20 protein-coding genes are annotated in these 22,074 nt (G+C 37.5%); 14 read left to right on the top strand and 6 right to left on the bottom strand.

Features of this window, described 5'->3' with window-relative positions:
• Nucleotides 1-628 precede the first annotated feature (628 nt).
• Genes B045_RS0113435 through rfbC form a run of 3 tightly spaced genes read right to left on the bottom strand, consistent with a single transcriptional unit; the run spans nucleotide 629 to nucleotide 3,351 of the window.
• Nucleotides 629-1,435, bottom strand: a complete 807-nt coding sequence (locus B045_RS0113435; protein ID WP_018464788.1) for a DUF4738 domain-containing protein — start codon at nucleotides 1,433-1,435, stop codon at nucleotides 629-631.
• Between the two features lie 6 nt (nucleotides 1,436-1,441).
• Nucleotides 1,442-2,791 (bottom strand): UDP-glucose dehydrogenase family protein, encoded by a 1,350-nt coding sequence (locus tag B045_RS0113430; RefSeq protein ID WP_018464787.1) that lies wholly within the window; start codon nucleotides 2,789-2,791, stop codon nucleotides 1,442-1,444.
• 11 nt (nucleotides 2,792-2,802) lie between these two features.
• The gene (gene rfbC / locus B045_RS0113425; RefSeq protein ID WP_018464786.1) at nucleotides 2,803-3,351 is read right to left on the bottom strand and encodes a dTDP-4-dehydrorhamnose 3,5-epimerase; all 549 of its coding nucleotides are present in this window, start codon (nucleotides 3,349-3,351) and stop codon (nucleotides 2,803-2,805) included.
• 419 nt (nucleotides 3,352-3,770) lie between these two features.
• Here rfbC and B045_RS0113420 point away from each other — a divergent pair, with 419 nt between their 5' ends.
• The 14 genes from B045_RS0113420 to B045_RS15895 all read left to right on the top strand — a co-directional run bounded on the left by B045_RS0113420 (nucleotide 3,771) and on the right by B045_RS15895 (nucleotide 17,046).
• Nucleotides 3,771-4,799 (top strand): HU domain-containing protein, encoded by a 1,029-nt coding sequence (locus tag B045_RS0113420; RefSeq protein WP_018464785.1) that lies wholly within the window; start codon nucleotides 3,771-3,773, stop codon nucleotides 4,797-4,799.
• Nucleotides 4,800-4,811: 12 nt separating this feature from the next.
• A complete protein-coding gene (locus tag B045_RS0113415) occupies nucleotides 4,812-5,339 on the top strand; it encodes an FHA domain-containing protein (RefSeq protein WP_018464784.1) in 528 nt (175 codons plus the stop codon).
• Between the two features lie 177 nt (nucleotides 5,340-5,516).
• Nucleotides 5,517-6,380, top strand: a complete 864-nt coding sequence (purU, locus tag B045_RS0113410; protein ID WP_018464783.1) for a formyltetrahydrofolate deformylase — start codon at nucleotides 5,517-5,519, stop codon at nucleotides 6,378-6,380.
• Nucleotides 6,381-6,387: 7 nt separating this feature from the next.
• Complete coding sequence (hisH, locus tag B045_RS0113405; RefSeq protein WP_018464782.1) at nucleotides 6,388-6,996, top strand: imidazole glycerol phosphate synthase subunit HisH; 609 nt, start codon at nucleotides 6,388-6,390, stop codon at nucleotides 6,994-6,996.
• A 12-nt stretch (nucleotides 6,997-7,008) separates the two neighbouring features.
• Nucleotides 7,009-7,725, top strand: coding sequence for a 1-(5-phosphoribosyl)-5-[(5-phosphoribosylamino)methylideneamino]imidazole-4-carboxamide isomerase (gene hisA, locus B045_RS0113400; RefSeq protein ID WP_018464781.1), 717 nt, complete (start codon nucleotides 7,009-7,011; stop codon nucleotides 7,723-7,725).
• Nucleotides 7,722-8,483 carry an imidazole glycerol phosphate synthase subunit HisF gene (gene hisF, locus B045_RS0113395; protein WP_018464780.1) on the top strand — a complete coding sequence of 254 codons (762 nt, stop codon included), beginning with the start codon at nucleotides 7,722-7,724 and terminating at the stop codon, nucleotides 8,481-8,483. The genes hisA and hisF overlap by 4 nt, the downstream gene beginning before the upstream one ends.
• 10 nt (nucleotides 8,484-8,493) lie before the next feature.
• Nucleotides 8,494-9,141: a bifunctional phosphoribosyl-AMP cyclohydrolase/phosphoribosyl-ATP diphosphatase HisIE gene (hisIE, locus tag B045_RS0113390; protein ID WP_018464779.1), complete on the top strand. Its 648-nt coding sequence runs from the start codon at nucleotides 8,494-8,496 to the stop codon at nucleotides 9,139-9,141.
• Between the two features lie 29 nt (nucleotides 9,142-9,170).
• Nucleotides 9,171-9,899: a cell division ATP-binding protein FtsE gene (locus B045_RS0113385; protein ID WP_018464778.1), complete on the top strand. Its 729-nt coding sequence runs from the start codon at nucleotides 9,171-9,173 to the stop codon at nucleotides 9,897-9,899.
• Nucleotides 9,900-9,945: 46 nt separating this feature from the next.
• Nucleotides 9,946-11,268, top strand: coding sequence for an aspartate kinase (locus tag B045_RS0113380; protein WP_018464777.1), 1,323 nt, complete (start codon nucleotides 9,946-9,948; stop codon nucleotides 11,266-11,268).
• 44 nt (nucleotides 11,269-11,312) lie between these two features.
• Nucleotides 11,313-12,470: a diaminopimelate decarboxylase gene (gene lysA / locus B045_RS0113375; RefSeq protein ID WP_025883583.1), complete on the top strand. Its 1,158-nt coding sequence runs from the start codon at nucleotides 11,313-11,315 to the stop codon at nucleotides 12,468-12,470.
• A 33-nt stretch (nucleotides 12,471-12,503) separates the two neighbouring features.
• Nucleotides 12,504-13,658: a glycosyltransferase gene (locus tag B045_RS0113370; protein WP_025883582.1), complete on the top strand. Its 1,155-nt coding sequence runs from the start codon at nucleotides 12,504-12,506 to the stop codon at nucleotides 13,656-13,658.
• Between the two features lie 62 nt (nucleotides 13,659-13,720).
• Nucleotides 13,721-14,452 carry a hypothetical protein gene (locus tag B045_RS0113365; RefSeq protein ID WP_155951776.1) on the top strand — a complete coding sequence of 244 codons (732 nt, stop codon included), beginning with the start codon at nucleotides 13,721-13,723 and terminating at the stop codon, nucleotides 14,450-14,452.
• Nucleotides 14,449-16,455, top strand: a complete 2,007-nt coding sequence (locus tag B045_RS0113360; RefSeq protein ID WP_018464773.1) for a fructose-bisphosphatase class III — start codon at nucleotides 14,449-14,451, stop codon at nucleotides 16,453-16,455. Before B045_RS0113365 ends, B045_RS0113360 begins: the two co-directional genes overlap by 4 nt.
• A 66-nt stretch (nucleotides 16,456-16,521) precedes the next feature.
• Entirely contained in the window at nucleotides 16,522-17,046 is a 525-nt protein-coding gene (locus tag B045_RS15895) for an energy transducer TonB (RefSeq protein WP_025883581.1), read from the top strand.
• Nucleotides 17,047-17,333: 287 nt separating this feature from the next.
• Here the strand turns inward: B045_RS15895 and B045_RS15190 are convergent, their stop codons facing one another.
• The 3 genes from B045_RS15190 to carA all read right to left on the bottom strand — a co-directional run bounded on the left by B045_RS15190 (nucleotide 17,334) and on the right by carA (nucleotide 22,027).
• A complete protein-coding gene (locus B045_RS15190) occupies nucleotides 17,334-17,504 on the bottom strand; it encodes a hypothetical protein (RefSeq protein ID WP_018464771.1) in 171 nt (56 codons plus the stop codon).
• Between the two features lie 214 nt (nucleotides 17,505-17,718).
• Nucleotides 17,719-20,943: a carbamoyl-phosphate synthase (glutamine-hydrolyzing) large subunit gene (carB, locus tag B045_RS0113345; RefSeq protein ID WP_018464770.1), complete on the bottom strand. Its 3,225-nt coding sequence runs from the start codon at nucleotides 20,941-20,943 to the stop codon at nucleotides 17,719-17,721.
• Nucleotides 20,944-20,950: 7 nt separating this feature from the next.
• Complete coding sequence (carA, locus tag B045_RS0113340; protein ID WP_025883578.1) at nucleotides 20,951-22,027, bottom strand: glutamine-hydrolyzing carbamoyl-phosphate synthase small subunit; 1,077 nt, start codon at nucleotides 22,025-22,027, stop codon at nucleotides 20,951-20,953.
• Between the last annotated feature and the right edge of the window lie 47 nt (nucleotides 22,028-22,074).

The raw sequence follows: 22,074 nt of genomic DNA, 5'->3' as shown, positions 1-22,074 counted from the left end.
TTCTTCAGACCTACAGAAGAATTAATCTTTGACATATATCCATGCAATGTTTCTTGATTATTTGTTGTAACTTTGTGGGCATTAGGATGTTCTGACATTATTTCGTTATTTACGTTTAGCGATATAAATATACAAAATATTTGTCAAACATCCTAATATATAACGATGTAATTATCTGATTTATAGTTAATTACATATAAATTACAAGTAAAATATATAGGACTTATTTTAAAGCTTAAATTCAACTAAATTAGAGAAGAACCAGTGTTTCAGAATGTATAACAACAAATATGTATACCAATTCCAGTCATAGTCATTCTTCCATGCGCCATTGAGTGATAATGGCCTAATCACTCCGTAAAGTATGTAGGATAACCGAGTGATAAGGCCCTTATCACTCCCTAAAATGTATAACAACAGACAAACCTACATAAACTAACACATTGTATAACAATACGTTTAGCAAAAACATGTAGGAAATCGTATTAAAAACTCACAAAAAAATATTTTTTTCAATACAGTAAGGGCTTATTATTGGTTGACATGTTGCATGTCAACATCAAGTCAATAAAAATTATGGGCATCTTATTCGAAAGAATAAATGCCCATAACTATAACTTTATTGAGTTTATATTTTATATTTAATACTTCCGTTAAAACCTACGATTATCAAAATTTGATAACTTGTTGGACTATCAGGAATACAGACACTAGCATTAAAGTGAAAACCATCAGTGCCAGCACCAGCATATACTATATCGCTAAGGATACTCTGTTTAAGCGCTTGAGAAGGTACTTGTTTACCGAAATCATCCTTGCGTATATCACGGCTGTATATCTGAGTTGCACCACGGAATAAGCCTAAATGAATAATGTTATCAAAATAAACATTATCTACCTCCACTCCATCATCATTATATGTAGGCTTAACAACTTTATAAGTAGTTGGATTAACCTGTATATACCAATGATAACGATCATTTCCATAAACAACAACAGAATCTCTCTTAATGAGTTTATTCTGATTTAAAGCAGCAGGACGCTTTGCTTCAAAAAAAGTCAAATAAGAACGATCCAAAGTCTTCGCAAGCTTAACTACATCACCATTTTGATTCTTAAACATAAAGAAATGCGGTGCCTGTTTTAAAATCTGATATTTCACAATATTAGAACCATGAAGAATCAAAGTATCCTTCACAATCTGGAAATATGCTGGTTGAGAAGTACTGTCAGGATAAAAGATTGTATCCCCTATAACCCTGAAAGCAGGATCTTCTTCATCTTCATCAAGCCATACTCCTTGAAGCATTTTTTTAGCTGTAAGATCCTCCGACAAGGCCTTTTCGGTATTTGCCTTTCTATTACCACAAGCTACCGTTGTCAATACAATAGCAACAATTGGTAAAAATAGTCTTGTTAAAATTTCTTTTTTCATAATGTTCTAACGACCTATGCAATGATATTCGAATCCGGCATCAGCCAATTCATCCGAGTCAAAAATATTACGACCATCAAGTACGAGCTGATTCCTCATAGAATGAGATATAACGTCCCAACTAGGCAGACGAAACTCTTTCCACTCAGTCAACAGCAACAAAGCGTCAGCATCAAGGGTCGCCTCATACATATCACGGCAATATTCTATATTATTTGCAAAATGAGCAATATCAGTATCATCTTGTGCCATCACAGATACACGTCTACGACATTCATCCATAGCAACAGGATCATAAACACGAACGTGACAACCAGACTTAAGCAACAGCGAAAGCATCACCAAAGCAGTGCTTTCTCGCATATCATCAGTCTCTGGTTTGAATGACAAGCCCCAGACTGCAATTTTTCTATCTTCAAGATTACCCAACGAAGATTTAAGTTTCTCGAAGAGAATAGTCTTTTGCTGTTCATTCACTCTTTCAACAGCTTTCAACACTTCCATTGAATAACCACTGTTATCAGCCGTCTTTATCAAAGCTTTCACATCTTTCGGAAAACAGCTTCCACCATAACCACATCCGGCATATAAGAATTTACGTCCTATTCTTGTATCAGAGCCTATACCTTGTCTCACCATATTAACATCGGCACCGACTAGTTCACAAAGATTCGCGATATCATTCATAAATGATATTCTTGTAGCCAACATTGAATTAGCGGCATACTTTGTCATTTCAGCACTAGGAATATCCATGAAAATTACACGGAAATTATTAATAAGGAATGGTTTGTAAAGACGTGTCAGCATTTGTTTCGCCTTGTCGCTTTCAACACCCACGACAACACGATCAGGACTCATAAAATCTTTTATCGCATTACCCTCTTTGAGAAATTCAGGATTGCTTGCAACATCAAATTTAATATCAACACCCCTATTGTCCAATTCTTCTTGAATTGCAGATCTTACTTTAGCAGCAGTACCAACTGGCACAGTACTTTTCGTAACGACAACAATATATTTATTGAGATTTTGCCCTATTGTACGAGCAACTTGCAGTACGTATTTAAGGTCAGCAGAACCGTCTTCATCGGGAGGCGTACCAACAGCAGAAAAAACAATCTCCTGCTCATTAAGAACTTCAGCCAAAGAAGTAGTGAATTTCAAGCGACCAGCCTTAACATTCTTCACTACAAGTTCGTCAAGTCCAGGTTCGTATATAGGAATATCACCTCGTTGAAGTCTTTCTATCTTATCCTTGTCAACATCAACACAGGTGACAATTGCACCAGTATCAGCAAAACATGTTCCTGATACAAGTCCAACATATCCAGTTCCAACAATAGCTATGTTCATAGTGAGAAATATTAGTCAAACAATTCAGCATCCTTCAAAGAAGAAGCCTTCAAATCCTTTTCAGACGTAACGACATCTTTGAGATTAATAGGCCACTGGATGTTTATTTCTTCGTCATTCCAACGAATACTTGCTTCATGCTGAGGAGCATAAATATTGTCTACTTTATATGTAAATATAGCTTCGTCACTAAGCACCAAAAAACCATGTGCAAAGCCACGTGGAATAAAGAACTGACGCTTATTCTCATCAGAAAGTTCAACCATGACATGCTTACCAAAAGTAGAACTACTCTTGCGTATATCTACAGCGACATCGAGCACTTTACCTTTTATAACGCGCACTAGTTTTGCTTGAGAATAAATTCCTTTCTGATAATGGAGTCCTCGCAGTACACCATAAGATGATTTAGATTCATTATCTTGTATGAAATCAACCTTATCTACATGTTCCTCAAAATCTTCCTTCTTCCATGCTTCAAAGAAATAACCACGGGCATCATTGAACACACGGGGTTCTAATATATATACACCGTCTATTTCTGTTTTTCTATATTCCATACTACGTATCAATACTTATATAAAGGGTGAACAAGTAACAAATATAACACTTGACACCACTATAATCAAATCAAAGATAATTCAAACTAAATCAGAATCATCAAGCCAGACGGAATGTCATTCCAAGTCCAACATATCTTGTGCAAAGATAATGCAAGTTGAGAGAAGAACAAAATAAAATTAGAAGTTTTTTGTTTTTTTATCCTGAGACACAGTCTTAAATATATTAAATAAAGTACTAAACGCTAGCTATAGCTTCATAAAAAGCAAGCACAAAACATCAGTATCAGATACAAATATGTTTCCCAATATAACAAATAAAAGTGACTTTACAAAACAAAAACTACAAAAAAAATATTTGAGATTATTTTTTGCATAAAAGCTTTGAATGTTGAAATAAAAACATTAATTTTGCAAACGTGATAGAACTAGAAAGACATATAGAAATATTATTGCTTAGCAATGATTGTGTTATCATCCCTAATTTCGGAGGATTCATGGCACATTATTGCGAAGCTCATTATGATATTAGGGATAATTCATTCCTACCACCTACCCGTTCTATAGGTTTCAATCCTCAGTTAAAAATCAATGATTCACTTCTTGCGCAATCTTATGTAGAAGCTTATGACATAAGCTATCCTGAAGCAGTGCGTAGAATTGAGAAAGAAACTGACGAAATGAAGCAAATTCTTGACAATGAGGGATTCTTTGAGTTAACAGATATTGGAACTCTAAAAATCAGTCAAGAAGGTCGCTACACTTTTGAACCTTGTGAAGCTGGACTTTTAACACCAACCCTATATGGACTGGGGAGTTTCCAAATGCCTGTACTAACTCAGGCAGAAGATGAGAATTCTAAATCTGAAGAAGTGGTTAGCACATTGCAAAGCACATCAAAGATTATAGACTTATACACTGATACAGAGGAAGAAGAAAAGACATACACTATTCGAAGGAGTATTGTACGTAATATCGCTGTAGCATGTATAGCTTTATTTGCATTCTTGCTAGTACCATCATCTCTCGGAAATGGAGAAATGGCTTCTATTTCAGGTAACAAGATAAATACAGAATTACTTACTCGCATAATGCCTAAAGATATAACTGTAGGCAATACAGAGCACGACATAACTAAAGCTCTTACAGCAAAGGCAAATGTCGCAAAAGTAAATAGTATACAAAGCTTTTCTAAAGTAAACACAAGCAAGAAGGATTCTTCTTATTATTGCATTGTTCTTGCTAGCCGTGTTGCAAAGAAAAACGCAGCCGAATATGTAGAGAAATTACATAAAAAAGGTTATAACGAAGCTGAAGTTCTCTCAAGAAACAGCGGAACCAAGGTTGTATACGGCGAGTATCACTCAAAAGAAGACGCAAGAATGGCTTTAAACAAACTCAACGATAAAGCAGATTTCGCTGATTGTTGGGTAATGCATATTAAATAACAATTTTAAATTATGAAACGAGTACGTTGTCCTAAATGTGATAATTTTATCACTTTCGACGAGACTAAATATCAGCCGGGACAGTCATTAGTATTTGAGTGTCCAGAATGTAACAAACAATTTGGTATACGTATTGGCGTTTCAAAACTTCGCAATACTCAAAAGGAAGAAAAAATAGATGAACAATCAAACGAAAATGGTTGTGGATCTATTGTCGTAATTGAAAATGTATTTCATTACAAACAGGTAATTCCTTTACAGATGGGTGACAACATAATAGGACGATATATGAAGAACAGTGGTATAAATTGTCCTATCGAAACCAATGACCCGAGTATTGATATGAACCACTGCATTATAAATGTCAGTCGCGATAAAAATGGCAGACTTAAATATGTGCTTCGTGATGGTCCTAGTTATACTGGAACTTTTGTTGACAATGAGATATTGGGAGACCGCGAACGTCGCGTAATCGAAGACGGTTCTTTATTCACAATAGGTGCGACTAGCATTCTCTTGAGAGAAGCTGACAAAGATTGATATCTCCCGTATTTTCATATACGATGCATCAATATTACATTCTAATTGACATAAAATTCGCATAAATTACAGATTAAGAAAAAATCACGTTCTATGTTCTTTTTTCTTAATTAAAATATCTATCTTTGCAATTGTAAAGGATATATAGAAATTAAGTAACAATTTGAAAGATTTAGAATGAAACCCACAGCTATATTGCTTCTCCATTGTCCTGACGAGCAGGGCATCATAAGCGAAGTTACCAAGTTTATCACAGATAATCATGGTAACATTGTATACCTTGATCAATATGTTGACAGAGAGGACGGCATGTTTTTCATGCGTCTAGAATGGGAACTGGAAAAATTTACCATTCCTAGAGAAAAGATTGAAGATATTATTTCCACTTTGTATGCAAAGAGATACAATATGGAATTCAATCTTTACTTCAACGATGACAAGCCTCGTATGGCCATTTTCGTAAGCAAAATGAGTCATTGTCTCTATGATCTTTTGGCAAGATATAAAGCTGGAGAATGGAACGTAGATATTCCTTGCATTGTAAGCAATCATGAAGACTTAAGATATGTAGCTGAACAATTCGATATTCCATATTACGTTTGGTCAATTAAGAAAGACCATAGCAATAAAACAGAAGTTGAAGCTGCAGAAATGGAATTACTAAAGAAAGAAAGAGTTTCATTTATTGTTTTAGCACGCTATATGCAAATAATAAGCGATGAGATAATAAATAAATATCCCAATCATATAATCAACATACATCATTCCTTCCTGCCAGCATTTGTTGGTGCTAAACCATACCACCAAGCATGGGAACGCGGTGTGAAAATCATTGGCGCAACAAGTCATTATGTCACTGCCGAGCTAGATGCAGGTCCTATTATAGAGCAGGATGTAACTCGTATAAGCCATAAAGATACACCAGAGAGTCTCGTTCTTAAAGGAAAAGATCTTGAGAAAATTATACTTAGCCGTGCTGTATCAAAGCATATAGAGCGTAAGATCCTTACATATCATAACAAAACGATTATATTCTCATAATTACAATATGAATGTTGCGATCGTAAAATATAATGCCGGCAACATCTATTCTGTCGTAAACGCAATAAAGAGACTAGGAATAACACCTATTCTAACAGACAGTGCAGATGAACTGCAGAATGCTGACAAAGTGATATTCCCAGGACAGGGAAATGCACTTGAGGCAATGACTTATCTAAAAGCTCACGGACTAGACAAGGTGATAAAAAACCTCAGACAGCCCGTTCTTGGCATTTGTGTAGGTCAGCAACTATTATGCCGCCACTCAGAAGAGGGCGGTGTTGATTGCATTGGAATATTTGATGTAGATGTTAAAAGATTCCAGCCAATACAGCATGAGGATAAAGTACCAGCTATGGGATGGGAAGAAATATACATGTCTGACGAAAAAGACGATGCAGCAAATGTTTTACTTAAAGATTTAGGTAAACATCCATACGTATATTTCGTACACAGCTACTATGTGCCAGTTTGTGAGAACACCTTAGCTACAGCAGACTATATACTACCCTACTCTGCATGCATGCACAAGGGTAATTTCTATACATGCCAGTTTCATCCTGAAAAGAGTGGAGACGTAGGAGAACAGATATTGAAGAATTTTCTTAATATGTAACAACACTACTATATGAATATTGAACTCATACCAGCAATAGATATAATAAATGGGCAATGCGTCCGACTTACCAAAGGTGACTACAACCAGAAGAAGGTTTATAATAATAACCCTGTTGAGGTTGCAATTCATTTTGAAGAGTTAGGATTCAAGCGTCTTCATGTCGTTGATCTGGACGGAGCAAAATCTAAGCATATCGTTAATGATGGAGTTTTAAAGGAAATAACAAAGGCTACAAATTTAATCGTTGACTTTGGTGGTGGAATAAAGACAAAGGATGATATTGAGAAAGCTTTTGAAGCTGGAGCTAGCATGGTTACCATAGGAAGTGTTGCGGTTACAAACCGACAACTATTTCTTGAATGGATAGAGATATACGGCGCAGAAAGACTTATTCTTGGTGCAGACGTAAGAAACGGAATGATTTCAATCAATGGTTGGAAAGAAGACTCATCTGAAGAACTTCTACCATTTCTTAAACAATACGTTGACAAAGGTGTGAGTAATGTTTTATGCACAGAAATAAGCAAAGATGGAACATTGCAAGGTCCTGCCATCAATTTATACAAGGATATAATGAAAGCCTATCCTAAGCTGCATCTCATAGCAAGCGGAGGTGTATCATCAAACGAGGATATTACAGACTTAGATAATGCAGGAATACCTGCTGTCGTCTTTGGTAAAGCCTTCTATGAAGGTAAAATTGATATAAAGTCGTTGACAATATGAAAGGACTTGCTAAACGCATCATACCATGTCTTGACGTAAAGAACGGAGAGACTGTAAAAGGAACAAACTTCATAAATCTACGAAGTGCTGGGGATCCAGTTGAATTAGGCAAGGCTTATAGTAAAGCTGGAGCCGACGAACTAGTATTTCTCGATATTACAGCAAGTTATGAAGGTAGAAAGACATTTACAGATATGGTTACAAGAGTCGCAGCTGAGATAAATATCCCTTTTACTGTTGGTGGGGGTATCAATGAACTGAAAGATGTAGCAAGACTACTGAATGCGGGAGCCGACAAAGTAAGCATTAACAGTTCTGCATTAAGAAACCCAACACTTATAAATGAAATTTCAAGCCATTATGGTTCTCAGGTCTGTGTATGCGCGATTGATGCACGTCTAGATGAAGACGGATGGCATTGTTATGTTAAAGGTGGAAGAGAACGCACTGATAGAGGCTTGTTTGAATGGGCTAAAGAAGTTGCAGATCGTGGAGCTGGAGAAATACTATTCACGAGCATGAACCATGATGGAGTGAAACAAGGATTTGCCAACGAAGCATTAGCAAAACTTTCAGAAGAGGTAAGCATACCCGTAATAGCAAGTGGCGGAGCAGGAACAAAAGAGCATTTCAGAGATGCTTTCACACTAGGTAAAGCTGATGCTGCATTAGCAGCAAGTGTATTCCACTTCGGAGAAATAAATATTTCAGATTTAAAGCATTACCTTTATAATGAAGGTATTAACGTAAGAATATAACTGATTGATTATGAAGATTGATTTCGATAAAATGAATGGTCTTGTACCGGCAATCATCCAAGATGCAGTCACAAAGAATGTTCTCATGCTTGGATACATGAACGAAGAGGCCTATAACAAGACTATAGACACCAAAAAGGTTACTTTTTGGAGTCGCTCTCGCAATTGTCTTTGGACAAAAGGTGAGACCAGTGGTAATTTTCTTAATCTTGTTGATATTAAGATAGATTGTGACAATGATACCCTACTTGTAAGTGCCCATCCAGATGGGCCTACATGTCATAAGGGAACAGATACTTGTTGGGCTGAAGATAATAATTATAACCCAATACTCTTTCTTAGTGAATTACAGGACTTTATAAACAAGCGACATGAAGATATGCCAGAAGGCAGCTACACAACAAGTTTGTTTAAAAAGGGCGTGAACAGAATGGCTCAGAAAGTTGGAGAAGAAGCTCTCGAAACAGTTATTGAAGCTACAGCTGGAACTGACGACAAAATGATTTACGAAGCATCAGATATGCTTTATCACCTTATAGTATTGTTGTCAAGTAAAGGATTAAGAATAGAAGATGTTGCTATGGAACTGCTAAAACGTCATAACCCTGATTGGGACAAGGCGCGCAGAATTGCTAAGAGTAAAGGTGAAATGGAATAATACAACAAGATTGACAAAGACATTATAGTATGAGTTTGATTAATTATAACAATGTTGATGTGTATCAAGGTGAAAGCCTGATACTAAAAGATGTGAACTTTCATGTTGATGAAGGTGAATTTATATATATAATAGGTAAAGTTGGTTCTGGTAAAAGTAGTCTGCTAAAGACTTTATATTGCGAACTCGACATTTACGATGATAAAGAAGATCAGCAAGCAGAGGTCCTAGAACGTAACTTAATAACTCTCAAAAGGCGCGAAATACCTGCCCTAAGAAGAGAAATGGGAATTATCTTTCAGGACTTTAAACTTCTTGATGAACGCACAGTAAAAAAGAATCTAGAATTTGTATTGCGCTCTACAGGTTGGAAAGATAAGAAAGAAATATGTGAACGTATAGAAAGCGTGTTGACAGATGTTGGCATGTTAGACAAAATAGATAAACTTCCACATGAACTTTCTGGCGGAGAACAGCAACGTATTGCTATAGCAAGAGCTATTCTGAACAAACCAAAAATAATTATTGCTGACGAACCTACTGGCAATCTTGATCCCGAGACAGCCAGTAACATCATAAGTCTGCTGAAGGACATTACAAGTACAGGCACAGCCGTGGTAATGTCTACTCATAACATACCAATGCTCGATAAATTTCCAGGCATTGTATACAGATGCAAAGATGGAGAAATAAAAGACGTCACAACAGAATATAATCATATGGATTTAAGTGAGGATGCAGCTCAAAGCGACTCATAAAAGCCTATAAAAAAAGATATTAACATCTAAACTAAATATTACTATTATGAAGGTAATGAAATTTGGAGGTACTTCTGTCGGATCACCTGAACGCATGAAGAGTGTAGCCTCTCTCGTAACAGAATCAGGTGAACCGACATTTATCGTTCTTTCTGCAATGAGCGGAACGACTAATTCTTTGGTTGAGATTTCTGACTATCTGTATAAGAAGAATCCAGACGGTGCTAACGAGATTATAAATAAGCTCGAAACTAAATATATGAAGCATGTAGAGGACGTTTACTCTACAGATGAATATAAGCAAAAAACTAAAGATTTCCTCCATGGAGAGTTTGAATATCTTCGCTCTTTTACTAAAGATCTTTTCACAAGTTTTGAAGAAAAGAGCATTGTTGCTCAAGGCGAAATAATGAGCACCAATATGGTTGTGAATTACCTTCAAGAAACAGGTGTTAAGGCTGTTCTGCTTAATGCACTAGACTTCATGCGTACTGACAAGAACGCTGAGCCTGATCCTCAATATATTAAGGATAAGCTAGCTGATGTTATGAAGGATAACGAAGGCTACCAGATTTATATTACTCAAGGTTTTATATGTCGCAACGCTTACGGAGAGGTAGACAACTTGCAGCGAGGAGGTAGCGACTATACAGCTTCTCTAATCGGTGCTGCCCTACCTGCTGATGAAATACAGATATGGACAGATATTGATGGTATGCACAACAATGATCCAAGAATTGTAGACAAAACAGAAGCTCTTCGTCAACTAAACTTTGAAGAAGCTGCCGAACTTGCTTATTTCGGTGCTAAGATACTTCATCCTACATGCGTGCAACCTGCTAAATATTCAGGTATTCCTGTTAGATTGAAGAATACGATGGATCCACAGGCTGAAGGTACGATTATTGACAACGTAATCGTAAAAGGTAAAATCAAAGCTGTTGCAGCTAAGGACAACATCACAGCCGTAAAGATTAAGAGTAGTCGCATGCTATTGGCAACAGGCTTCTTGCGTAAGGTATTCGAGATTTTCGAAAGTTACCAGACTCCCATTGACATGATTGCGACTAGTGAAGTTGGTGTTTCTATGAGCATCGACAACCACACTCATCTGAACGAAATTGTTGATGAACTTAAAAAATACGGAACTGTTACTGTTGACAGCGATATGTGTATTATCTGCGTTGTAGGAGATCTTGACTGGAGCAATCTTGGATTCGAAACTTTGGCTCTTGACGCAATGAAAAGTATTCCAGTAAGAATGATTTCTTACGGTGGAAGCAATTACAACATATCATTCCTCATTCGTGAGGCTGACAAGAAGCGTGCACTTCAAAATCTAAGCGACGTACTTTTCAATAAACAGTAGTATAAAACACATTACACAACACGCACACAGCAAATACGACAAAGATGAAAGGTAAATTTAATATAGATAAATTTCAGGGAATACGGACACCCTTCTATTATTATGACACGAATCTGTTACGACAGACTCTTGCATCTATAAATATGGAAGCTGGCAAACACGAGAATTTTATTGTGCATTATGCTATAAAAGCGAATGCCAATCCTAAGGTTCTTAATGTAATCTGTCAATCAGGGCTTGGTGCAGACTGCGTTAGTGGTGGAGAAATCAAGGTTTCTATTGAAGCTGGATTCCCTACAAGCAAGATTGTCTATGCCGGTGTTGGAAAAAGCGACTGGGAAATCAATCTCGGACTAGACAAGGATATATTCTGCTTCAATGTTGAGAGCATTCCAGAACTGGAAGTCATTAATGAGCTTGCAGGAAATAAAGGCAAGATTGCAAAAATAGCCTTTCGCATAAATCCTGATGTTGGCGCACATACACATGCTAACATTACAACCGGTCTGGCTGAAAACAAGTTTGGTATCGCCATGCTTGATATGGAAAATGTCATTGAAGAGGCCTCTAAAATGAAGAATGTAAAGTTCATCGGTCTGCATTTCCATATCGGAAGTCAAATTCTGAACATGAATGATTTCATATCACTGTGCAACAGGATAAATGAGCTTCAAGATCAACTTGAGAGTCACCACATTAAAGTAGAGAATATCAATGTTGGTGGTGGACTTGGAATAAGTTATGATCATCCAAACAGAGAGCCTATTCCTGATTTCAAGTCGTATTTTGATACGTATGCCAACCATCTCAAACTTCGTAATGGACAAAAGTTACATTTCGAACTTGGTCGTGCAGTAGTGGCGCAATGTGGAAGTCTAATCACCAAAACTCTATATATAAAGCAAGGAAGCGTGAAGCAATTTGCTATCGTAGACGCTGGTATGACCGACCTCATACGTCCTGCTTTGTATCAGGCATATCATAAAATAGAGAACATCAGCAGTGATGAGCCAAATGAGACTTATGATGTTGTTGGACCTATTTGTGAATCAAGTGATGTTTTTGCTAAGGCTATAGACCTGAATAAAACAAAACGTGGTGACCTTCTGGCTTTAAGAAGCGCAGGAGCTTACGGAGAGATTATGGCTAGTCAATACAACTGCCGTCAACTCCCTAAAGGATATATAACAGAGGAACTATAAACGTTCCCAGAATATTGTTACGTGAAAAATTTTATGATAATAGATCAATTAACATTAATAGTAGGAATAATAGTAATCTTGCTGGCGATAGTAGCGTCGCTAGCAAGTCCTTTTTTGCATAGAATTAAAATATACGAATCAGAAAATAACGAGAATGACATTGATGACAACTCTATTCCTGTCAGCATTATCATTCCTGCACATGATGATTCAATAGACTTGAAACGCAATCTTCCGGCATTTCTAAATCAAGATTATAAAGGTGATTTCAGAATTATCGTGATTGCCGACAAGAATGATCGGGATATAGAGGACATGATGAACAGGCTTATACCTGAAAATAAGAATCTTTATGCTACATATCTTCCTGAATCATCACGCTACATGAGCAGAAAGAAATTAGCGATCACTATTGGAGTTAAAGCAGCTAAGACTGATTGGGTTATTGTTACAGATCCTTGTTGTAAACCTCTTGACGAAAAATGGCTGTCTTCGTTTACAGAGAACATGAAGCCTGGAACTGATTTCGTAATGGGATACACATCTCTTGACAACAACACACGAAAATCATGGAGGTTTGAACATGCTTTGATTGCTAACAACAGACTCAGTAGCGCACAAAAAGGAAAGGCATGGGCTACAAATTGCCAGAACATTGCATTCCATAAGCAACAGTTCATGAAAGATGAAGGATTCAGAGGTAACCTACAATTGCTTAGAGGTGAATACGATTTTTTGGTCAACAAGTATGCTAAGGATATGAATACTGCCGTTGATGTACGTAGAAGCTCATGGCTATATGAAGATGAACCTACAAGAAAGACATGGCACAATAAAAGCATATTCTTCAGGGCTTCACGTAGTCTGCTTATCGGACATAAAGGCAATCGTATATATATGTTTTGCAGTAACATAATGCTTCACTTGAGTCTAATAGTTTCTTTAACTGCCATTATTTATTCTGTAATGCAACAGAATTGGATATTAGCAGGTGCAAGTGGCTTTTCTTTGTTATTATTGATAATAACAAGAACTATATTTGCAAACAGAGCTATAAAGCAACTTGACGAAGATATTCCGGCTGGCATGATGTTCTTCTCAGAACTTAAACTGGCATGGAACAACATTAGATATAAGATTAGTTATATACATGCTGACAAGAACGACTTCACAAGTCATAAACTTTAATTTGTTATTCTGACATGCGCATAAGGATTGAAAATTCCAACATAAGTGAAAACAGTGCACAAATGGCTTTCTTTAATTGTTTGAAGAAAGCCATTGAAGATAATGGTATGGTCATTACTGATAAGAATGACTATGACATACTCCATACTGTAGGCGCTCCTACGCAGACTATTATATCTAAAATGCGCAATGCCAGAAGAAGGCTTATACCAGTAGTTTATTCTCCGCTTGCAACAATTTCTCCTTGGAACAGTTCATATTATGAAAAACTTATAATAAAAAACGGATTCATACATGCTGTCGGAGAAAATGAGCGAAAGTATCTTCAAGAAAAATACAAAGGTACTAACGTTGTTTTAATAAAGAATCCTGAAGTTACTCACGATATATCACAATCATTATTCTGTGCTAATTTCAAACAATTGTATGATGAGGTTATTATAAAACATGAAGAAGCTGTAAAGGATAATATAGCTAAGAGAATAGAAAAACTTAAAGATGATGTACAAGACGATGTTCTGAAAGACGTATTAAAGAGCTGCCTTTATATGAGATATAGATACCACAGGCGGCAAATTGCCCAAAAAGAGCTTGAAGATTTCAGCACCTTATTAATAAGATCTGATTATGATGAGGATAAGATGGCTGAGATTTTGGAAAGACTTAAAATATACGATTTTATGGAAAGTCTTGAAAAAGTCATGGAAGAAAAAACACAGCTCACAGAAGGATTCATGCCTATTATGGCTATAGATAATAGTTTAACCAAAAAAATTAAAAAGACTATATTATGAAGAAATACGATATCAAGAAAGACATGAGGTATTTGCAATTATTATCAAACACGTTTCCAACAATTGCGGACGCCAGTACGGAGATTATAAATCTTCAGGCTATACTTAATCTACCTAAGGGTACAGAGCATTTTCTTGCCGATATCCATGGTGAGTATGAAGCGTTTCAACATGTATTGAAAAATGCTTCAGGAAACATAAAGCGAAAAGTCAACGAACTTTTCGGTAATACAGTTCGTGAACAGGAGAAAAGAGAACTTTGTTCGCTCATTTATTACCCAGAACAGAAACTTGAACTCGTAAAAGAGGTGGAAAACGACATTAACGACTGGTATCACATTACACTTCATCAGTTGGTTGCAGTATGCCGTGTCGTATCAAGCAAATACACTCGTTCAAAAGTAAGAAAATCGCTTCCTTCTGATTTCTCATATATTATACAGGAATTACTTCATGAGCATACCGAAAATAATTCTAACAAGACTGCTTATGTAAATGTAATCGTTGATACAATTATATCAACTGGAAGAGCCGATGATTTTATAATCGCTATCTGCAATGTTATTCAGCGTCTTGCTATAGACGAGTTGCATATACTTGGTGACATCTACGACCGTGGTCCAGGTGCCCACATTATAATGGACACTATGGAGCAATACCACAGTTGGGATATACAATGGGGCAATCATGATATATTATGGATGGGTGCATGTGCAGGAAATAACGCATGCATGTGCAATGTGATACGTCTTAGCCTAAGATATGCCAACCTCACTACCCTAGAGGATGGATACGGAATAAATCTTGTTCCACTTGCCACATTCGCTATGGATACTTATAACAATGATCCTTGCGAGGAATTTATGCCTAGACTTAGTGGCGGAGCTAAGCAAATGGACGAAAAAACAATGAGGCTTACTGCACAAATGCATAAGGCTATTACAATAATACAGTTTAAAGAAGAAGCACGAATATTTGAAGCTCACCCAGAATGGAACATGAAGGATAGACAACTCTATAAATTCATAGACTACGACAAAGGTACAATAATGCTTGACGGTAAAGAATACCAACTATCAAGCTGCTGTTTTCCAACTGTTGATCCTAAGCATCCGTGCAAACTTACTCCTGAAGAAAAAGTATTGATTGAAAAACTCCATCATTCTTTCCAAGTAAGTGAAAAACTTCATAAACACATGCGTCTCATGCTGCAGCATGGCTGTATGTATGCAATAAGAAATGACAATCTATTATTTCATGCCTCTATCCCACTCAATGAGGACGGCAGTTTAAAGGAGGTAGCCATCACTCCTAATATGGTTTGCAAAGGTCGTGAACTGTTTCATCAAACAGGAATGTTAATACGATCAGCCTTTCAGGATGACACAGCTACAGACGAGAAACAATATGCCATAGACTATTTCATTTATCTATGGTGTGGTCCAGATAGTCCTTTATTTGACAAGAGTAAAATGGCAACTTTCGAGCGTTACTTCATTGCAGACAAAGAAACTCATAAGGAGGATAAAGGCAATTATTTCAAATTAAGGGATAACGCAGAGATTGTTGACAATATTCTTGATGCATTTGGTGTGAAGGGACCAAACAGGCATATCATCAACGGTCATGTGCCTGTACATGTAATGAATGGAGAAAATCCAATCAAGGCTGACGGGAAACTTATGGTTATAGATGGTGGATTCTCTCAGGCTTATCACAAGGAAACTGGCATTGCCGGTTATACTCTTGTTTATCACAGCCGTGGTTTTCAACTAGTGCAGCATGAACCTTTCACGAGTGCTGCAGACGCCATTCAACGAGGAACAGATATCAAGTCAACAATACAGATTGTTGAAATGAGCAGTCATCGTATGCTTGTTGCCAATACTGACAAAGGCTGCGAAATTAAAAAGCAAATTGATGATCTAGAAGAATTACTTTACGCTTACCGCCATGGAATGATTAGTGAACAAGACGGTAAAAAAGGATTTATCAACGACTAATAATCAACGATGATGCAGTGTCAATTAAGAAGTTGACACTGCACTAATAATAAACGAACATTTACAATGATGAAGAAAACTATTTTATCTTTACTAATCACTCTCTGCCCTATTCTAACTTTTGCAAGTGATTATATCTATTTAGAATTATCAGATTCAAATAATACAACAGACGAATATTGTGATTATGTTTTTCCAAATTCTGTTGATGAAAATATATCAAACCTCAATAGCAATCAGACAAATATAAAGAAGCCTATTAATCAAAAAGAATATAACGATGTAAAGCTTATTTGTGTTGTAGAACAAATGCCTTCTTTTCCAGGTGGATATGAAGCTCTTATGTCTTACATAAATAAAAAGATAAAGTTTCCTGCTAAAGTCTGTAAACAAGGTCGAGTAGTCGTATCTTTCTTTGTTGAAAAGGATGGTTGTATCACCAATGCAACTGTTGTAAGATCTGTTGATCCAGCTCTTGACAAAGAGGCTTTAAGAGTTATAAAAAGCATGCCAAAATGGTTACCCGGTAAAAAGAATGGTCGTAATGTAAGAGTTAAATATTGTGTACCTGTCAAATTCAAATTGCAGTAAATACCTTATTATTCACATTCTGCAAGTAGCACCTTAAATTTTTATTCTCCCGCTGATTCACGAAGACATTTTCCTCTGCATGTAAAACCACACTATCCTGCTAAAGCAGATTCATTTCCAGACAACTGCATGCTCATCGAAAGTTTAGTGGACAGCAAAAATTTATAAGAGATATTGAAAAGAATTTATTGCTGTCCGATAAAACTAAAAATATGATATAGATAGTTCCCGAAGACCTTTAAAATAAGACTTCGGGATCATTATTTTGTAGGACAAGCCCTCCTTAATCAAAAAAGTGATGGTTCTGGCGGATTCTCAGCCTTCTCTTTCAGATATGCTTCCCAATCTTTTTCGGGGTAGTTGAATAAACTGTAAAAATCAACATAATATATAAGTGTTATTCTGATCATAGTCGCTAATCCCGAAAAACTCCAAGAACGAATCAATCCCTTCTTCATGATCGTTAGAAGCAGATTGGCAATGAGAGTTACCCATGTGTTAAATTTTTCTTGTGGTAAAGGCAAAGATAACACTTTTTAGGCTGAACTCAGAAATGAATTCAGCCTTTTTTGTTATTACTCAAAAAGTTTTATCGGGCAGCAATAAAACGAATTAAGCATAATTATTAGATTTCTCCGATAACTATGCTTAATCTTATTTATGGTTTATGATTTAATATTCACCCCATGCCTTGATATCAATATCATCAAGGGACAGTGTGCAGAATGCATTGATAAAAGCACTCGCAAGACGACTGTTGGTTATCAATGGAACGTTCAAATCAATTGCCGCACGACGAATCTTATATCCGTTTGTTAGCTCATGAGGAGTAAGGTTCTTTGGAATATTTACTACCATGTCTATCTTCTTCTCGTGAAGCATATCTATAGCCTGTGGCTGTTGTCCTTCCTCAGAAGGCCAATAAACACGTGTATTGGCTATTCCATTTTCCTCTAGGTACTTGCTTGTACCACCAGTAGCAAACAATTCATATCCATTGGTTACAAGTTGTTTAGCGGCATCAAGCATCTCAGCTTTCTGCTTTGCACTACCAGTTGACAACAGAATGGTCTTCTTTGGTATGCGATGACCTACAGACAACATACTTGTAAGCAATGCTGTGTTGGTATCGTCACCAATACATCCAACCTCTCCCGTAGAACTCATGTCTACACCAAGCACTGGGTCGGCTTTCTGGAGGCGGTTGAAAGAGAACTGGCTAGCCTTGATACCAACATAGTCGAGATCGAACAAGTTTTTCTTGAGTTTCTCAACAGGAAGTCCAAGCATTACCCTTGTAGCAAGTTCGATAAGATTTATCTTTAACACCTTACTTACGAATGGGAATGAACGACTGGCACGCAGATTACACTCAATAACAAGTATCTCATTTTCACGAGCCATATACTGGATATTGAAAGGACCGTTGATGTGAAGGTTCCTAGCTATCTGACGGCTCACACGCTTGATACGTCTTACAGTCTCAACATAAATTTTCTGTGGAGGGAACTGAATTGTGGCATCACCAGAGTGTACACCGGCAAACTCAATATGTTCGCTTATAGCATAAGCCATAATCTCACCGTCTTTGGCAACAGCATCCATCTCAATCTCCTTTGCATGTTCGATGAACTTAGATACCACAACAGGATGATCCTCACCCACGTTAGCAGCAAGCTGAAGGAAGCGTTTGAGTTCTTCCTCATTTGAACATACATTCATGGCTGCACCAGAAAGTACATAAGAAGGACGAACAAGAACCGGGAAACCGACACGGTCTACGAAAGCATCAATATCGTCCATGCTTGTTAGGGCACTCCACTCTGGTTGGTTGATACCATTCTCTGTAAGCATTGCTGAAAACTTAGCACGGTCTTCAGCACCATCAATATTCTGGGCTGTAGTACCAAGAATAGGAACATTCTGCTCATCAAGTTTGATAGCCAAGTTGTTTGGTATCTGACCACCTGTACTTACGATTACACCATGAGGATATTCGAAATCAATGATATCCATGACACGCTCGAAGGTGAGTTCGTCAAAATAAAGACGATCACACATATCATAGTCAGTAGATACTGTCTCTGGATTATAGTTTATCATTACAGAGCGCCAGCCTTCCTTGCGAATCGTGTTGAGAGCCTGAACACCACACCAGTCGAACTCTACCGAACTACCGATGCGATAAGCACCCGAACCAAGAACGATTACTGAACGCTTATCTTTTTCAAACTCTATATCACTCTTGACACCACTATAAGTGACATACAAATAATTAGTCTGTGCAGGATATTCGGCAGCCAAGGTATCAATCTGCTTAACAACAGGGATGATTCCATAAGTCTTACGCTTGTTGCGCACGATGATAGCAGCCTTATGCATGTTTCCGATTTCGGTTTCAAGACCTATAGCACGAGCTATCTGGAAATCAGTAAATCCATAGACCTTTGCTGTACGCAGAAGTTCCTTATCAATCGTATTGATATTGGCATTCTTAAGATTATCGTCAATGTCGATGATATGCTTGAGTTTCTGAAGGAACCATTTGTCAATCTTAGTAAGATCATGAATCTGGTCAACAGTGTATCCCTTGTGCATAGCCTTAGAGATAACGAATACACGTTTATCAGTAGGCTCGCATAGAGCTGCATCTATATCGTCAATCTTTAATTCTTTATTGCCAACAAATCCGTGCATGCCCTGCCCGATCATACGAAGTCCCTTCTGGATAGCCTCTTCAAAATTACGGCCAATTGCCATAACTTCTCCAACAGACTTCATACTAGAACCAAGTTCCTTATCAACACCACGGAACTTAGAAAGGTCCCAACGAGGAATCTTGCAGACTACATAGTCAAGAGCAGGCTCAAAGAATGCACTTGTAGTCTTTGTTACCGAGTTTTTCAACTCAAACAGACCATATCCCATACCAAGTTTGGCAGCAACGAAAGCGAGAGGATAACCAGTAGCCTTTGAAGCCAAAGCAGAAGAACGAGACAAGCGAGCGTTAACCTCGATGACACGATAGTCTTCGCTCTTAGGGTCGAAGGCATATTGCACATTACACTCACCAACGATACCGATGTGGCGTACAATCTTTATTGAAAGGGCACGCAACTTATGATATTCACTATTTGTAAGTGTCTGAGAAGGAGCGATAACGATACTCTCACCGGTATGAATACCAAGTGGGTCGAAGTTTTCCATATTACATACCGTAATACAATTATCGTAACGGTCGCGAACAACCTCATATTCTATTTCTTTCCAACCTTTCAAACTCTTCTCTACCAAAACCTGTGGAGAGAAAGCGAAAGCCTTTTCGCAAATAACATTCAATTCATCCTCGTTATCAGCAAATCCTGATCCTAGACCTCCAAGTGCATAAGCTGCACGAACGATGACAGGATAGCCCAAATCGGTAGCTGCTTTGCGAGCCTTGACAATGTCATCACAAGCCTCACTCTTGATTGTCTTAACATCAATCTCGTTAAGCTGATTAACAAATAGTTCACGGTCTTCAGTATTCATAATAGCGGCAACTGGAGTACCAAGGACACGGACATTATATTTTTTCAATATACCAGAACGATCCAACTCAACACCGCAATTAAGAGCAGTCTGACCACCGAATGAAAGAAGAATACCATCAGGATGTTCCTTCTGAATTACTCGCTCAACAAAATAAGGTTGAACAGGAAGGAAGTAAATCTGATCAGCCACTCCCTCGGAAGTCTGAACAGTTGCAATATTAGGATTGATAAGTACGGTTTTGATGCCTTCCTCGCGAAGAGCCTTTAAAGCCTGTGAACCAGAATAATCAAACTCACCAGCTTCACCAATTTTCAACGCACCAGAACCTAGCAGCAGTACTTTCTTTATATTTTCGTCTTTCATTATAGCTTTACTTTAAAGTTTCTACAAATTTGTCGAACATGAACTCGGTATCAACAGGACCTGAGCAAGCCTCAGGATGGAACTGACTTGTGAACCAAGGATTTGTCTTATGGCAGATACCCTCATTAGAACCGTCGTTCATATTAACGAACAACTCTTTCCAATCGCTTCCAAGAGTCTTAGCATTGACAGCATAACCATGATTCTGACTTGTGATATAGCACTTCTCTGTTCCAACAAGGCGAACAGGCTGGTTATGACCACGATGACCATACTTAAGTTTATATATCTCAGCACCGGCAGCCTTTGCCAATAACTGATTACCCATGCAGATACCGCAAATAGGTTTTGAACTGTTATTCATCTGCTTGCGTATTATTTCAACTGCATCAGAGCAAACATCAGGATCGCCAGGACCGTTGGCAAGGAAGAGTCCATCATATTGCATATCTGTGTAGTCATAGTTCCAAGGAACTCTTATAACCTCAACACCACGCTTTATAATGCTTCTGATGATATTAGCCTTTACACCGCAATCAACAAGAACGACTTTCTTTCCGGCACCTTCATTGTATCTGATAACTTCTTTGCAAGAAACTCTATCAACAAAATTCACACCTTCATAATCAGCTTCAGGTATATTGCTTGGTTCATCATCAAAGATAATCTTACCCATCATTACACCATGCTCACGCAAAACCTTAGTGAGTTCCCTTGTATCAATACCTGTGATGCCTGGAACATGTTCACGTTTAAGCCAATCAGCAAGACTTTCAACAGCATTCCAATGACTATACTGCTCACTATAATCATTAACGATTATAGCTGAAGCATAAATCTTATCGCTCTCCATGAAAGTAGGAATGCCATTACTCTCAATAGTGAAAGGAGGCACACCATAATTTCCTACAAGCGGATAAGTCAGCGTCATAAGCTGTCCGGCATAAGAAGGGTCGGTAAGACTCTCCGGATAGCCCATCATGGCTGTGTTGAAAACGACCTCACCGGCAACTGGCGCATCATAGCCAAAGCTCTTGCCGTGAAATTTTGTTCCGTCACTTAAGACCAAAGTTACGTTCTTCATCATTCTATAATATATATAACTTTAAATATTCTTTTTCAATCATCGTC

It is taken from the genome of Segatella paludivivens DSM 17968 = JCM 13650 (assembly GCF_000373185.1).
GTDB lineage: Bacteria > Bacteroidota > Bacteroidia > Bacteroidales > Bacteroidaceae > Prevotella > Prevotella paludivivens.
This window is presented reverse-complemented; position numbering and strand designations above follow the sequence as displayed.

Excerpts from the sequence above, each read along its gene's own strand:
- carB (WP_018464770.1), bottom strand. The coding sequence starts at position 20,943 with ATGAAAGACGAAAATATAAAGAAAGTACTGCTGCTAGGTTCTGGTGCG.
- B045_RS15895 (WP_025883581.1), top strand. The coding sequence starts at position 16,522 with ATGATGAAGAAAACTATTTTATCTTTACTAATCACTCTCTGCCCTATT.
- hisF (WP_018464780.1), top strand. The coding sequence starts at position 7,722 with ATGAAAGGACTTGCTAAACGCATCATACCATGTCTTGACGTAAAGAAC.
- B045_RS0113370 (WP_025883582.1), top strand. The coding sequence starts at position 12,504 with ATGATAATAGATCAATTAACATTAATAGTAGGAATAATAGTAATCTTG.
- lysA (WP_025883583.1), top strand. The coding sequence starts at position 11,313 with ATGAAAGGTAAATTTAATATAGATAAATTTCAGGGAATACGGACACCC.
- B045_RS0113415 (WP_018464784.1), top strand. The coding sequence starts at position 4,812 with ATGAAACGAGTACGTTGTCCTAAATGTGATAATTTTATCACTTTCGAC.
- rfbC (WP_018464786.1), bottom strand. The coding sequence starts at position 3,351 with ATGGAATATAGAAAAACAGAAATAGACGGTGTATATATATTAGAACCC.
- B045_RS0113360 (WP_018464773.1), top strand. The coding sequence starts at position 14,449 with ATGAAGAAATACGATATCAAGAAAGACATGAGGTATTTGCAATTATTA.
- carA (WP_025883578.1), bottom strand. The coding sequence starts at position 22,027 with ATGAAGAACGTAACTTTGGTCTTAAGTGACGGAACAAAATTTCACGGC.
- purU (WP_018464783.1), top strand. The coding sequence starts at position 5,517 with ATGAAACCCACAGCTATATTGCTTCTCCATTGTCCTGACGAGCAGGGC.
- B045_RS0113385 (WP_018464778.1), top strand. The coding sequence starts at position 9,171 with ATGAGTTTGATTAATTATAACAATGTTGATGTGTATCAAGGTGAAAGC.
- hisH (WP_018464782.1), top strand. The coding sequence starts at position 6,388 with ATGAATGTTGCGATCGTAAAATATAATGCCGGCAACATCTATTCTGTC.
- B045_RS15190 (WP_018464771.1), bottom strand. The coding sequence starts at position 17,504 with ATGAAGAAGGGATTGATTCGTTCTTGGAGTTTTTCGGGATTAGCGACT.
- B045_RS0113365 (WP_155951776.1), top strand. The coding sequence starts at position 13,721 with ATGGCTTTCTTTAATTGTTTGAAGAAAGCCATTGAAGATAATGGTATG.
- B045_RS0113380 (WP_018464777.1), top strand. The coding sequence starts at position 9,946 with ATGAAGGTAATGAAATTTGGAGGTACTTCTGTCGGATCACCTGAACGC.
- B045_RS0113430 (WP_018464787.1), bottom strand. The coding sequence starts at position 2,791 with ATGAACATAGCTATTGTTGGAACTGGATATGTTGGACTTGTATCAGGA.
- hisIE (WP_018464779.1), top strand. The coding sequence starts at position 8,494 with ATGAAGATTGATTTCGATAAAATGAATGGTCTTGTACCGGCAATCATC.
- hisA (WP_018464781.1), top strand. The coding sequence starts at position 7,009 with ATGAATATTGAACTCATACCAGCAATAGATATAATAAATGGGCAATGC.
- B045_RS0113435 (WP_018464788.1), bottom strand. The coding sequence starts at position 1,435 with ATGAAAAAAGAAATTTTAACAAGACTATTTTTACCAATTGTTGCTATT.